At 60.0% G+C, this 13,889-nt stretch carries 10 protein-coding genes and 1 pseudogene; 5 read left to right on the top strand and 6 right to left on the bottom strand.

The window, feature by feature from the left end:
- Positions 1–63: 63 nt before the first annotated feature.
- Positions 64–1,356 (bottom strand): HAAAP family serine/threonine permease, encoded by a 1,293-nt coding sequence (locus tag AB5Y97_RS01065; protein WP_005338498.1) that lies wholly within the window; start codon positions 1,354–1,356, stop codon positions 64–66.
- Between the two features lie 498 nt (positions 1,357–1,854).
- On the opposite strand from AB5Y97_RS01065, the gene AB5Y97_RS01060 reads away from it, so the two are divergent.
- Complete coding sequence (locus AB5Y97_RS01060) at positions 1,855–2,793, top strand: LysR substrate-binding domain-containing protein (protein ID WP_368157148.1); 939 nt, start codon at positions 1,855–1,857, stop codon at positions 2,791–2,793.
- A gap of 73 nt (positions 2,794–2,866) precedes the next feature.
- Positions 2,867–4,279: an MATE family efflux transporter gene (locus AB5Y97_RS01055; protein WP_368157112.1), complete on the top strand. Its 1,413-nt coding sequence runs from the start codon at positions 2,867–2,869 to the stop codon at positions 4,277–4,279.
- Positions 4,280–4,394: 115 nt separating this feature from the next.
- On the opposite strand, the gene alsS is transcribed toward AB5Y97_RS01055, so the two are convergent.
- A complete protein-coding gene (gene alsS / locus AB5Y97_RS01050) occupies positions 4,395–6,065 on the bottom strand; it encodes an acetolactate synthase AlsS (protein WP_005338504.1) in 1,671 nt (556 codons plus the stop codon).
- Between the two features lie 18 nt (positions 6,066–6,083).
- Positions 6,084–6,878: an acetolactate decarboxylase gene (gene budA, locus AB5Y97_RS01045; protein WP_368157110.1), complete on the bottom strand. Its 795-nt coding sequence runs from the start codon at positions 6,876–6,878 to the stop codon at positions 6,084–6,086.
- Between the two features lie 108 nt (positions 6,879–6,986).
- Here budA and AB5Y97_RS01040 point away from each other — a divergent pair, with 108 nt between their 5' ends.
- Positions 6,987–7,922, top strand: a complete 936-nt coding sequence (locus AB5Y97_RS01040) for a LysR family transcriptional regulator (protein ID WP_368157108.1) — start codon at positions 6,987–6,989, stop codon at positions 7,920–7,922.
- Between the two features lie 25 nt (positions 7,923–7,947).
- Here AB5Y97_RS01040 and tyrS read toward each other — a convergent pair whose 3' ends face one another.
- Positions 7,948–9,147, bottom strand: a complete 1,200-nt coding sequence (tyrS, locus tag AB5Y97_RS01035; RefSeq protein ID WP_019445249.1) for a tyrosine--tRNA ligase — start codon at positions 9,145–9,147, stop codon at positions 7,948–7,950.
- Positions 9,148–9,256: 109 nt separating this feature from the next.
- On the opposite strand from tyrS, the gene AB5Y97_RS01030 reads away from it, so the two are divergent.
- The gene (locus AB5Y97_RS01030) at positions 9,257–10,582 is read left to right on the top strand and encodes a peptidoglycan DD-metalloendopeptidase family protein (RefSeq protein ID WP_368157105.1); all 1,326 of its coding nucleotides are present in this window, start codon (positions 9,257–9,259) and stop codon (positions 10,580–10,582) included.
- Positions 10,583–10,895: 313 nt separating this feature from the next.
- Entirely contained in the window at positions 10,896–12,017 is a 1,122-nt protein-coding gene (locus tag AB5Y97_RS01025) for an anhydro-N-acetylmuramic acid kinase (RefSeq protein WP_368157103.1), read from the top strand.
- A 22-nt stretch (positions 12,018–12,039) separates the two neighbouring features.
- On the opposite strand, the gene AB5Y97_RS01020 is transcribed toward AB5Y97_RS01025, so the two are convergent.
- Together AB5Y97_RS01020 and AB5Y97_RS01015 are read right to left on the bottom strand one after the other, a co-directional pair.
- Positions 12,040–12,912 carry a hypothetical protein gene (locus AB5Y97_RS01020; RefSeq protein ID WP_279623888.1) on the bottom strand — a complete coding sequence of 291 codons (873 nt, stop codon included), beginning with the start codon at positions 12,910–12,912 and terminating at the stop codon, positions 12,040–12,042.
- A 481-nt stretch (positions 12,913–13,393) separates the two neighbouring features.
- Positions 13,394–13,889: pseudogene (locus tag AB5Y97_RS01015) on the bottom strand (ISAs1-like element ISAs1 family transposase); the annotation flags it as partial.

The raw sequence follows: 13,889 nt of genomic DNA, 5'->3' as shown, positions 1-13,889 counted from the left end.
ACAGCCATAAAAAAGCCGCCTCTTGCGAGGCGGCTTCTTCATTCAACTTGGTAACCGGCGTTATCAGGCAATCAGCTTGTAGATGATACCTGACATGGCGATCAGGCCGATGATGGTCACGAAGCCGTTGCTGATGTTGCCAGCGTATTTGCGCATGGCCGGAACCTTGGTGATGGCGTACATCGGCATCAGGAACAGCAGCATTGCGATGATCGGGCCGCCCAGGTCTTCAATCATGCCGAGGATGCTCGGGTTGATGGTAGCGATGGCCCAGGTGGTCAGGATCATGAACACGGCAGTGACTTTGTTCAGTTGCTTGGTGTCTACGTTCTTGCCCTTCTCGCGCAGCGCCTTGGCCATCAGGCCGTTCATGCCTTCTTGCGCACCCAGGTAGTGACCCAGGAAGGATTTGCTGATGGCAACCATGGCGATCAGCGGAGCCACAGTACCGATAACCGGGTTATCGAAGTGATTGGCCAGGTAGGACAGGATGGAGATGTTCTGTTCTTTGGCAGCAGCCAGGTCAGCCGGGGAGAGGCTCAGTACGCAGCTGAATACGAAGAACATAACGGTCATCACCATCATGACGTGGGCACCCAGCAGGATGTTGCTGCACTTCTTCTCGGCACCTTCACCGTAACGACCTTTGTTGTCCACCGCGAAGGAGGAGATGATCGGGGAGTGGTTGAAGGAGAACACCATTACCGGGATAGCCAGCCACAGGGTCTTGATGAAGTCACCGTTGAAGGCGTCGGACAGGGCCGGAGCTTCAGTGATGATGGCACCGTTCCAGTGCGGGATCAGGTAGAACGCCAGACCCATCAGGGTGAGCACGAACGGGAATACCAGCACGCTCATCGCTTTGACGATAACCTGGCCGCCCAGACGAACAACCGCCATCAGACCGAGGATCAGAGCCAGTGACAGAACGGCACGGGGAGGTGCAGACATGCCCAGCTGGTGAACAATCACGCTCTCGACGGTGTTGGTGATGGCGACTGAATACATCAGCACGATCGGGTAGATGGCAAAGAAGTAGAGCAGGGTGATGAATTTGCCTGCGGTCTTGCCGAAGTGCTCTTCTACTACTTCAGTGATGTCGCCATCACGGGTAGAGCCGGACAGCACGAAGCGGGTCAGACCACGGTGAGCAAAGAAAGTCAGCGGCAGCGCCAGAATCAACATGGCAACCAGCGGCCACAGGCCACCGACACCGGCGTTGATTGGCAGGAAGAGCACACCGGCACCGATCGCGGTACCGTACAGACCCAGCATCCAGACCACATCGGCCTTGTTGACGCCGCGGGAGGTGTTGCTGGCTAAACGACCATCAGCTGCAATATTCATGTCAGACATACGTTGTTCCTGTCATCTAGGAAAATGGGATTCTTGTTTGGTCGGGCCTTGGCCCGGTTCCATCTCCCTGGAACGCCTGCTGTCCGTCCTTGATATTAACCTCTCGCCCCCCGGCAACCTGGCCATCACTCCTTGTGACAACAGGATTGCAACAAACAACAGTGCGAGATTTTGACCCTGAGGGTCGGCGCCCGTCTCACTTAACAACCGATTAACGTGCGCCACTCTTGATGGGCTGACTTTAATTAAATGCCCTTATTAATCACAGCGTTTTTTTGAATTAATCAACCAAAGTTTGATTTTGGTCGCCTTTCGGACGACCAAGATCACACTCAAAGCGCCTTATTGTGAGTTTTTTTTAACAATTCAACTTAGTTTCACTGGAATCAATGGCCTGCGAGCAGCTACATATTTGCAACAAGCCACCCGTTTAGCGCGGATTGTGTGCAGCACGGCCTTGGCGTACCCTTGTGACTCACGCCTTTTTGTTGATTGATGATGACCATTACCCGTACCGATCTCGCCGAACTGGCGGTATTTGCCGCCGTCGCCCGTCACCGCAGTTTCAGCAAGGCAGCCCTCGAGCTCGGGGTCTCCGCCTCCGCACTCAGCCATAGCCTGAAGGGGCTGGAAGCCCGTCTGGGGGTGCGGCTGCTCAACCGCAGCACCCGCGCCGTGGTGCCGACCGAAGCGGGCCAGCGGCTGCTCAAGCAGCTGCTCCCCACCCTTAATACCCTGGAAGAGGCGCTCAGCGAGCTGGCCCGCAACAGCGATGAACCGGTGGGTCGACTCAAACTCTGCGCTCCGCGCGGCGCCATCGACAGCCTGCTGGCACCTGTGCTGATCGACTATCTGGCCCGTTATCCGCGGATGCAGGTGGAGGTGGTGGAGCAGGAGCTGATGCCCCGACTGATTGAAGATGGTTACGATGCCGCGCTCTTTTATGGCGATCTGCTGCCCAAGGAGATGATCGGCATCCCCCTCGGCCCGCCCCAGCGTTATCTGGTGGTGGGCTCCCCGGCCTATCTGGCGGAGCACGGTACGCCGGAGCACCCGAGCGAGCTGAGTCGCCACTCTTGTATCGGCTATCGCCTCACTCCGCACCATCACTATCGCTGGGCCTTTGCCGCCGATGGCACCATGCTGGAGATCGAAGTGACCGGGCCGCTCACTACCAGCACCCCGGCCCTCTATCTGGGCGCCGCCGAGGCGGGGCTGGGACTGGCCTACTGTCTGGAAGAGGAGGTGAGCCAAAAGGTCGCGGAAGGGAAACTGCTCACCGTGCTGGAACCCTGGTGCCCTACCTTTGCCGGCTTCTATCTCTTCTATCCCAGTCGGCATCAGCTGGGCAGCGGCCTGCGCATCCTGATCGACATGCTCAAGGCCCACTACCAAAACCCCGGATTAGTGAGTAATACTCAGCAATTCATCAAGTGAAACCCTGATTATCACCAAATAAGTATTAATCTAGACTAGCTGTTCGATAATCGAACTCCCCGAGAGAACAGATATGTCTGCCTATTTAACACTGCGGCAACGGGCCATGACCCGTCGCTTCTGGGCTTACGCCCTCCCCTCCATTCTTGCCATGCTGGTCTCGGGGGCCTACTACCTCATCGACGGCATCTTCGTCGGCCACTATGTCGGTGCCGCTGGCCTCGCCGGGATCAACCTGGTCTATCCGGTCATCATGGTGCTGATTGGTCTGGCCGCCATGATCAGCATGGGGGCCGCCACCGCCATCTCCTTCCAGCAAGGGGCGAAAAACGACACGCTGGCCCGTCAGGCGCTGGTCAACGCCCTCTGGCTGCTGGCCGGTCTCGGGGTAGTTGCGCCGGTGCTGCTCTATTACACCCACACCGATATCCTGCTGGGACTGGGGATTGAACAGGGCACCGACACCTGGAAACAGGCGAGTGACTACCTCAACTGGATTGGCGGCGGTACCCTGCTGCTGGCCAGCAATCTGGCGGTTCCCTATCTGCTGCGCAACGATGGCCGCCCGAAACTGGCCATGGTGCTGGTGAGCAGCGGCGCCGTGCTCAATATCATCCTCAACTACATCATGGTGGGTCGGCTGGGGCTGGGATTGATCGGGACCGCGCAAGCCACCCTGATGGCAGAGGGTGCGGTGAGCCTGATCGGCCTTGGCTACTTCTTTACCCCCTGGGCGCGGCTGCGCCTCAGCTGGCGGGATCTGGTACCCAACCTCCCCGCCATGCCGCACCTGCTCTTTACCGGTCTGCCAAGCCTGATTGCCCAGTTCAACCTCGGCCTGCTGCTGATGCTGCACAACAGCCAGCTGATGGTGTATGGCAATGTGAAGGATCTGGCGGGTTTTACCGTGGCCGGTTACACCGAAGCGGTCTTTATCGTCATCCTGCAGGGGCTGGCGTTCGGCATTCAGCCGCTCATCAGCAAGGCGGCGGGGGCCAAGCGCCATCGCAACCTCAAGTACCTGATGGAGATGGGGCTCAAGTTCACCTTTATCTACGGCATGCTGGTGTGGCTCACCATCCAGCTGCTGCCGGGACAGGTCGCCATGCTCTATACCGGCGACAAGGATCCCGAACTGCTGGCCGCCGCCATCAGCAGCCTGACTCTCAACCTCGGCGCCATTCCGCTGGAGGGGATCATCATGTTCGGCATCGTGCTGCTGCAATCCATGGCGCGTACCCGTCAGGCACTGATCATCTCCATCGCCAAAACCGTGTTGCTGTTGCCGCTCATCTTCCTGCTGCCGCAACTGTGGGGGCGTGATGGGGTGCTGATGGCCCAGCCCGCCACCGTGCTGCTGCTCACCCTGCCGCTCTGCTGGCTGCTGTGGCGCGAGTGGCTGCGCCTGAAGATGGCCTGCGCGCCAAAAAACAAGCGTCGCCCGCAACCGGCCCGCGCACGCGCCGCCGTCCAGCTGGCCCGTTAAGGCCACCCATCCCGCGTAGCAATAAAAAACCGGCATCACCTGATGCCGGTTTTTGCTATATGGACGGGTCTGCCTGCCCTTACACAAGGATTCAGGCCAGCACTGCTGCCCCCACTTATGCCAATACTTCTGGCCTGAGCTGGGCCATCAGCCCCGGGTTGTCGGAGTAATCCACCGGGATCGCCACCACAGCAGGCCCCTCCACCGCCAGTGCGGCCCGCAGGGTGGCGCGCAGCTCGTCGGCCGAGCGCACCGCGAAACCGGCCGCCCCGAACGATTCGGCATAGCGTTTGAAGTCGATGGGGCCAAAAGAGACGCCGGAGGTGCGGCAATATTTCTGTTGCTCCTGCATCGCGACCATGTTGTAGCCGTTATCGACCCAGATGATGTGGACGATATTGCTCTTGAGCCGCACCGCCGTCTCCAGCTCCATGCTCGACTGCATAAAGCTGCCATCCCCCGATACCGAGATCACCTTCTCACCCGGCCTTACCAGCGCCGCGCCGATGGCCCACGGCAGTGCCACCCCCATGGTCTGCTGACCGTTGGAGATCAGCACCTGACGGGCGCGGAAGCTGTAGAGGTAGCGGGCAATCCAGATATGGAAGCTGCCCATATCGACGCAGAGGGTCATGTCGTCGCGCACCAGATCCTGCAGCTCGCGCACGATACGCAAGGGGTGAACCGGATTGCCGTGCAGATCGTCGGCCCGCATCGCCAGTCGCAACCGCTGCTGGCGAACCCCTTGCAGCAGCCGATCCACCTCGGGGGGACGGATCTTCGGATTGCCCATGATGCGGGTCAGCTGCAACAGGTTGGCGCGGATCGACCCCACCAGCTCGGCGGTCGGGCAGTAGCTGCTGTCGATATCGGCAGGCAGCACGTCAATATGGAGGATGCGCCGTTCCCTATCGCCATTCCACAGCACGGGGTCGTACTCGATGGGGCTGTAGCCGATGCAGATCACCAGATCGGCCCCTGCCAGCAGCTGATCCCCCGGCTGGTTGTTGAAGAGCCCCACCCGCCCGGCAAAGTCATCGAAGTGGCAGCTGTCCACCACTCCGGCTGCCTGATAGGTACCGGTCACCGGCAGCCGCGCCTTGTCGAGGAAGGCGCGCACTGCCTCGGCATTCTCCGGCCGGCTCGCCATCAGGCCGAGCAGCACCACCGGATTCTGGGCATTGCGCAGCAGGGTCAATGCCTGCTCCATATTCTGTTCATCGGCACAGCCCGGCTCCGGCACCTCGCGGGGCACCAGCACATTGCCCTGTACCGGCTTGTTGATGATGTCCATCGGCAAGCTGACAAACGCCGCCCCTGGCCGCCCCAGCTCGGCAGCGCGAAAGGCGTTGGCCATCACTTCCGAGATTGCCGCCCCGCTGTTGACCTGGGCACTGAACTTGGTGACCGGACGGCAGAGGTTGACCGTATCCATGCTCTGGTGGGTGAGCTTGAGACCATCGGCACGGCGCACCGCACCGCCCAGCGCCACCATGGGGTCCCCCTCCGAGGTGGCAGTCGCCAACCCGGTAATGAGGTTGGAGCAGCCGGGGCCCGAGGTGACCAGCGCCACCCCCGCCTTGCCGGTGAGGCGTCCCACGGCGGCGGCCATAAAGGCGGCGTTGGCCTCGTGGCGCACCACTATGGTCTCGATGGGGGAGTCCTCCAGCGCATCGAACACCCGGTCAATCTTGGCCCCCGGGATACCGAACACCTGCTTGACCCCTTGCGCCTCCAGATGACGAACCACCAGCTCGGCACCGCACTTCCACTGTCTGTTTTCCATGATATTGCTCCTTCTATATCAGCCTTCTGCGGCCTGAATGGCGCGATCGAGATCGGCGGGGTTGAGGTCGGCCTGCCGGAAAGCGGAATCCGATGGCAGGGCCAGATTGAGGTGACGCACCACAGAAAGTCGCAGGGTGCCGTGGGCCATGGTGTAGTCGAGCAGATGGCCACCCCCCTTGCGATCGGCGGTGATCATGTGCTCGTGAAAGCCCGCTACATTGACCCCCTGCACGAACGGCGGGCAGCGAAAACCCACCAGAGTCCCCGCCACCGCGGCAAAACGGAACAGCGGTTGCTGTTCGATGGCTTCCAGCATGGGGCGATAGGGGGGCTCCTGACGCGGCACGGTACGTACCTTGGCCGTTTCAAACTGGCCGTCGAGGCGCAGGGCGACGAAGACGTTGTCGGAGCCCACCAGCCGATCCACCCACTGGTGGATCTCGTCACGGCTGAGGGGATGGTCGAAGCGACGCTCCAGACAGGGGCGAAAATGGGTCATCACCGCGAAGGGGGTCTTCTGATCGGCGCGGGCGGGACGGGCCGAGCCATCGGAGCGCAACTGGTGGATCTGGCGCTCGAAGGCGATCAGCTCACCATCGAGGTGATTGAAGGTGCCGAGGCCAAAGTCGCCGTGGCGCAGCAGCTCGCTCATGGTGGTCTCCCCTTCGTAGACCCCCGCCAGCAGGGCGCTCATCAGGGAACTCTGGTAGATCTCGCCACCGTCATGCTGCCTGCGCCAGCGGGAAAACTGCTGGCTCACTTCGAGGGCACAGCTGCACCCGGCACTGTCAGATGTTGCAATATGTTCCATTCGGGTTTCACCTCCACAGTGAATCCTGTTAGCGTTCGGATCCAATGGTGACTTGGTTCACATTTCAACACCAATACGCTGATCCCATGACTTTGAGACTCAATCGATATGGAACTTCGTACGCTCCGCTACTTCATGGCCGTTGTTGAAAAACAGAATTTCACCCGCGCAGCCGAATCACTCAACATGGCCCAGCCGCCCCTGAGCCAGCAGATCCGCAAGCTGGAGGAGAGCCTCGGCACCCCGCTGCTGCGCCGTTTGACCCGCAGTGTCGAACTGACCGAGGCGGGCGAGAGCCTCTATCGGGATGCGGCGCAGATCCTGGCGCTGGCCGATGCGGCAAAGCAGAAGGTAAAGCGGATTGCCCGGGGCGAGCAGGGGGCGCTGCGGATCGGCTTTGCCGGTTCCACCGTGCTCCACCCCGCGGTGCTTACCCTGCTGCACGACTACCGGGAGCACTACCCCGAGGTAGCCCTCAGCCCGCAGGAGGGCACCATGCCGGCACTGGTGGAGGCGCTACGCAACGATCGGCTGGATGCCGCCATCTTGCGGCTGCCCTGCCGGGGTAGCGAGGGCTTTGCCCATCACCTTATCGAGCAGGAGCCGCTGCTGATCGCCCTGCCGACCAGCCACCCCAAAGCCAAGCCGGGCCCCTTGTCACTGGCCAGCCTGAAGGATGAGAGTTTTATTCTGTTTCCCCACGCCATCGGGCCCGGGCTCTATGACGGCATCGTGGGCCTCTGTCGGGAGGCGGGCTTCGAGCCGATACTGGGGCCCGAATGCCCGCAGGTGATCTCTACCGTCGGCATGGTGCAGGCGGGCTTTGGCGTGACTCTGGTGCCCAGCTCAGTGGCGGCGCTGCGCCCGCTCGGGGTCAGTTATCACCCCATTGAGGGCAACGGCATGATGACCAGTATCAGTCTGGCGACACGGCCACACCCAAGCAGTGCCGTGCTGCGGCACTTTATCGCCCAGATCCGTGCCGCCCAGATACAACAAGGCCTCCCGAAGGAGGCCCTGTTGAACAAGCTTGAACCGGCCTGATGGCCGGCTTGCCTGAAGCGACTGCTTATTTGACAGTCACTCGGGCAAACTTGCGCTTGCCGACCTGATAGACGGCGGTACCGGCACCGATGAGTGCCTTGCCATCTTCCAGCTTCTCGCCATCCACCTTGACCGCGCCCTGCTTGATCATCCGCAGCGCTTCGGAGGTGGTGGCCACCAGATCGGCCTCTTTCAGCAGGTTGGCAATGGCCAGACCTTCGCCTTCCAGAGCCAGCTCGACTTCCGGCATCTCGTCCGGAATGGCGTTCTTGGAGAAGCGCTGAGTGAAATCTTCGTGGGCCGCTTCGGCCGCCGCTTCGTCGTGATAACGGGCAATGATCTCTTTGGCCAGCCAGATCTTCACATCGCGCGGGTTGAGGGTACCGGCAGCGATACCAGCCTTGAACTCTTCAATTTCAGCCAGCGGACGGAAGGAGAGCAGCTCGTAGTAGTTCCACATCAGATCGTCGGTGATGGACATGATCTTGCCGAACATCTCGCCCGGAGCATCGTGAACGCCGATGTAGTTGCCTGCGGACTTGGACATCTTCTTGACGCCATCCAGACCCACCAGCAGCGGCATCATCAGCACGCACTGGGTCGCCATGCCGGCATCTTTTTGCAGCTCGCGGCCCATCAGCAGGTTGAACTTCTGGTCGGTACCGCCGAGCTCAACGTCCGCCTTCAGCGCGACCGAGTCATAGCCTTGCAGCAGCGGATAGAGGAATTCGTGAATCGCGATGGATTGGCCGCCGGTGTAGCGCTTTTTGAAGTCGTCACGCTCCATCATGCGGGCCACGGTCTGCTTGGCCGCCAGCTTGATCATGCCGGTCGCACCCAGCTCGCTCAGCCAGGTCGAGTTGTACTCGATGCGGGTCTTGGCCGGGTCGAGGATCTTGAACGCCTGCTCGGCATAGGTGAGGGCGTTGTGCTTGATGGCCTCTTCGGAGAGCGGCGGACGGGTGGCGTTCTTGCCGGAGGGGTCACCCACCATGGCAGTGAAGTCACCGATCAGCAGGATCACTTCATGGCCCAGATCCTGGAAGGTCTTCAGCTTGTTGAGGATCACGGTATGACCCAGGTGAATGTCGGGGGCGGTCGGGTCCATGCCCAACTTGATGCGCAGCGGGCGCCCTTCCTTCAACTTGGCGACAAGTTCTTCTTCAACCAGAATTTCTTCCGCTCCGCGCTTGATCTCGGCTAGCGCCACCTCGAGCTGGGACATTTTTTGACTCTCCATCACGATTCCACAGGGCCAAACATATTACTGGAATGGCGGGCCAATTGGAAAGGCTGTAAAATCCGTCCATTCTGCCCGACTTCATCTGCTTCTCATGGTTATTTGGCACGCCTTCAACGCACTCCCCCACTGGCACCGCAAGATGGTGCTGATCTTGAGCATCATGATCATGATGCTGGCTGCCTGGCCAAGCGAACAGGCAGTAGCAACACGGGTCGATGAAAACGGCAACGAAATTGCCCTGCGGGAACCGGCTAACGACAACGCGCTGAACGACGAGCTGCCGGTCGAGGCCGCCCAGCCCGTTACCCCGCCCAAGCCGCGCTATATCACCAAGCAGGTGAAGGTACGCCGTGGCGACAACATGGGAGTCATCTTCCAGCGCATTGGCCTGAGCACCACGGATCTGCACCTGATCGATCAGCTCGAGGGTAGCGATCCCCTGCGGATGCTGCAACCGGGGCAGGAGCTCACCTTCAAGCTCACCGAGAACGGCGAGCTGCATAGCCTCTATTACCCCCACAGTCTGGAGCAGGCGCTCAAGGTGAGCCGCAAGGAGGAGACATTTGTCGCCCGCAACGTCAAGATCGCCCTCGACACCCGCGAACAGGTGAGCAAAGGCGAGATCCGCTCCAGCTTCTGGGGCGCCGCGGTGGATGCGGGGATGACCGAAGATCAGATCATGGACTTGGCCGCCATCTTCGGCTGGGACATCGACTTTGCCCAGGACTTGCAGCCGGGAGACAGCTTCCGGGTGGTCTATGAAGACAAGTTCCGCGACGACGAGCGGGTCGCCTCCGGCGATATTCTGGCGGCGGAGTTCGTCAACCAAGGCACCGCCTACCGCGCCGTGCTCAATGAAGATGGCAACTACTACACCCCGGAAGGCAAAGCGATGCGCAAGAGCTTCCTGCGCGCGCCGGTTAACTTCAAATACATCAGCTCCAACTTCAACCCGCGCCGCCTCCATCCTGTGACCGGCAAGATCCGCCCCCACAACGGCATCGACTATGTGGCGCCGGTAGGCACCCCCATCATGGCGGCAGGCTCAGGCAGCGTGGTGGCCGCCGGTTACAACCAGTTCAACGGCAACTACGTCTTTATCAAGCATGCCGGCAACTATGTGACCAAGTACCTGCACCTCTCCAAGCGCACCGTCAACAAGGGACAGCGGGTGAAGCAGGGGCAGACCATCGGTACTCTGGGTGGCACCGGCCGCGTCACCGGCCCGCACCTGCACTACGAATTCGTGGTGGGCGGCATTCACAAGAACCCGCGCACCCTCACCCTGCCGCAGGCAGAGACCCTGAGCGGACGCGAGCTGGCCAACTTCAAAAAGCTGGCGATGCCGCAACTGGCCAAGCTCGACAACCCCGAGCTGCAGCTGGCCCAGAACAAGCGGGATAGTCGCGGCAACTAAGTCATCTGTGCTGGCAGGGTGAAGGCCCTGCCAGCCCCTTTTATTGAACCCGCGCCAGGCAATCAGATTGAAATGAGTCCACTTTCGGGCATAAGATGAGATGGATCACCGGGAGTGGCATGTGGCACGGAAGCAAGGGCTTATCTATCCTGTCTCTCTCACTCTTTTTCCGGTCCGCATTGAGGATGCAACATGGTTGAGCGTTATATCGGTCTGATGTCAAAGACCACGCCATGTGGCATGGGATGAAAGCCGTTCCCCTCTTCACCCTCTCTGCACACCGTATTTTCGAACAGCAATGTAAGGAGACACCATGGCTGAGCGCTATATCGGTCTGATGTCGGGAACCAGCATGGACGGCATTGATGCCGTGCTGGTGATGATCGCCGGGGATGAACTGCGGGTCGAAGCGGCGCTTTGTCACCCCTGGCCGCAAGAGACCGCCCGCACGCTGCATGCACTCTGCACCCCGGGCGACAACGAAATCGACCGCATGGGGGTGGCCGATAATCTGGTGGCGCGAGAGTTTGCCGCCGCCACCCACGCGCTGCTGGCCAAGGCGAAGCTTGAGCCCAAAGATATTCGCGCCATCGGCAGCCACGGCCAAACCATCCGCCATCGCCCCCAGCTCGGGTTTACCCTGCAGATCGGCAATGCCGCCCTGCTGGCGGCGCTAATCGGCATCGACGTTATCGCCGATTTTCGCACCATGGATATGGCCCTCGGCGGTCAGGGGGCGCCGCTGGTGCCCGCCTTCCATCAGGCACTGTTTGCCAAACCCGGCGCCCTGCGAGTGGTACTGAACCTCGGCGGCATTGCCAATATCTCGGTGCTGCCGGGCAATCCGGGCGGGGTATATGGTTTTGATACCGGCCCGGCCAACACCCTGCTCGATGGCTGGTATCGCCGCCATCAGCCCCACGGCGGCAGCTATGACGCCGGTGGCAAATGGGCCGCCAGTGGCAAGCCCATCCCGGCCCTGCTGGAGAAGCTGCAGGCTCACCCCTACTTCGCCGCCCCCGCCCCCAAGAGCACCGGACGAGAGATGTTTACCCTCGATTGGCTCGATGGGGAGCTAGCAGACACTTCATACGCCCCCGTGGATGTGCAGCGCACCCTGCAGGCGCTCACCTGCCACAGCATCGCCCGCCAACTGCCCGCCCGGCCCGAATCAGTCGGTACCAGCCAGCCGAAAGCCGAGCTGTTTGTCTGCGGCGGCGGAGCCCATAACGCCCCCTTGCTGAAGGAGCTGGCCAGCCTGCTGCCTGCATGGCGCATCGCCAGCACTGCCGAGCTGGGCCTTGCCCCCGACTGGGTGGAAGGCGCTGCCTTTGCCTGGCTGGCCATGTGCTTTGTTCACCGCAAGCCGGGCAACCTGCCCGCCGTCACCGGCGCCAGCCGTCCGGCTGTGCTGGGGGCACTTTATCCCGCCTGAGTGATGACAAGGAGGCTGCGGATCAGTGTGCCCCCTTGAACAGACGCACAACCTGTTGCCGGATCGGTGCAAACAGCGGGGGCTTTGGCGGCTCCAGATTGATATGGCGCCGCCCGGCACGGGTTTCACAGCGAAGCAGATTCTGGATGTAGTGGTGGTGGGAGCGATGGATCAGCTGTGAAGCCTGATACGCCCACTGTCTGGGCACGCCCCACAGGGTGCTGGCAATCGCCCCGACGATACAGAAGAAAGCGGGCTCCTTAATTCCCATCCGGCTGGCGTTCTCCAGCGCCTCCTTGAGCGAGTTGGAGTGAGCAATACAGGTCATGATATTGACCATGAAGGCATCGTAATCATCCTCCCCCCCCTTGCCAACGCGCGCTGTCAGGGTCGCCGCGGGCTGATAACCAAACTGATGGCCGATATTTTCCAACACCGTATTCCGCTGGCGGATCACCTTGCCATAAAACATCAGCATCACCATGCAGTCGATCGCCTTGCACAGCGCCTCGTAGTGGGGATGGCTCTTCTTGGGACGCGGCGCCGTGGCGAGGGCCAGCTCTTCAGAGATAGCCAGCAGGCCCACAGGTACGGCGGTGCTGACAAACGAGAGGTCAATCGACAGCTCCAGCCCCTCCTCCCCTTCCATGCGGGCCACAATCACATGTTCGCCAAACAGCCGACGCTGGCGCTCGATAAAGGCGCCAAAGACCAGATCACGAAACTGCTTTTGCGGATAAGGGGTATCGAGCAGGCTCTCGATGGTCATGATGGCGGCGGATACCCGGCCACGCAGTCGGTAATCGGCAGGAATGGGAAAGCTCTTTCCCAGGCGAGGAGGTAACCGCTGCCCAGATGTTTGACAATACATATCGCCCAGAACGAAACCCAGCATAAATCCTCCACAGTCAGGTAATGATGATCGCGACGCGATCTCGCTTGCCAATCCTGGGCAATGGCCTGCCGGTGCTTCGATGCTCTCCGTCAGGGCTCCTTGATTACCTTATTAATCATACGATTAATAGCGAGTGAAAAAAGCGACCTGACTCGCAATCACGCCACTAATTAACAGTTTCATCAAGAAACCATAAAAAGCGGTCGATAAATCCATTTTTTGACACATTTCCCTTTAAAAACAATACATTGAACTTCATGCCCGCAAAGTCACCTAAACTGTTCCCGAGCCCTGAAAACCATCCCAATCATCACAACCAGCCACAAATAAGAGGGAGATCAGACAAAGCCGCAAAAAAGTGGAAAAAGCGATGACGAGGGGCAACCCCACCCATCGGGGGATGCAACCGGCATGAAGAGAAGCGGATTGCCACCCCCCTCCCCCTTCCTTATCCAGGGCGGGAGCACACTTTGTTGATATTTTAACCAAAGAATAACTGAGCCCGATAGTCGTCATTCCAGCCGGCTCTTTTTAGCTTGTTTCTCTGACTTCGAGCACCACAATTGCTCTGTTTTACGATATTCAATACGAACCGCCGGAATAGCGCCATATTCTCGACCGCATCCTCCATCGCTATCCTGGAAGCATCCTCGTTGAACACCACATCAAGAATGTAATGCTGGCTGTTCTCTATCCGCCAGTGCTGCCGTATATAGTGCCCTAGCAGCTTGTGCTTGGGGGATAACGAGCTGACATAGTAAGAGGTATCTACCGTTCCTTTTCCGTTGGCGCTGCGGTGACGCTCAACGGCAATGATGCTGCGGATTGTCGGCCATTTCTCCGTCAACTCTGGCGGTAATTTGGCTTTTAATTGAAATACATAACGCTCTTCCTGGCGGCCATGTCCACTCTCTTTGTGCTCGACGACAATCTTCTCTTTCTGGGCGTCAAACAGTGACTGGAATTGCGATTGAACC

It is taken from the genome of Aeromonas sp. R10-2, assembly GCF_040908445.1.
Lineage (GTDB): Bacteria > Pseudomonadota > Gammaproteobacteria > Enterobacterales > Aeromonadaceae > Aeromonas > Aeromonas veronii.
This window is presented reverse-complemented; position numbering and strand designations above follow the sequence as displayed.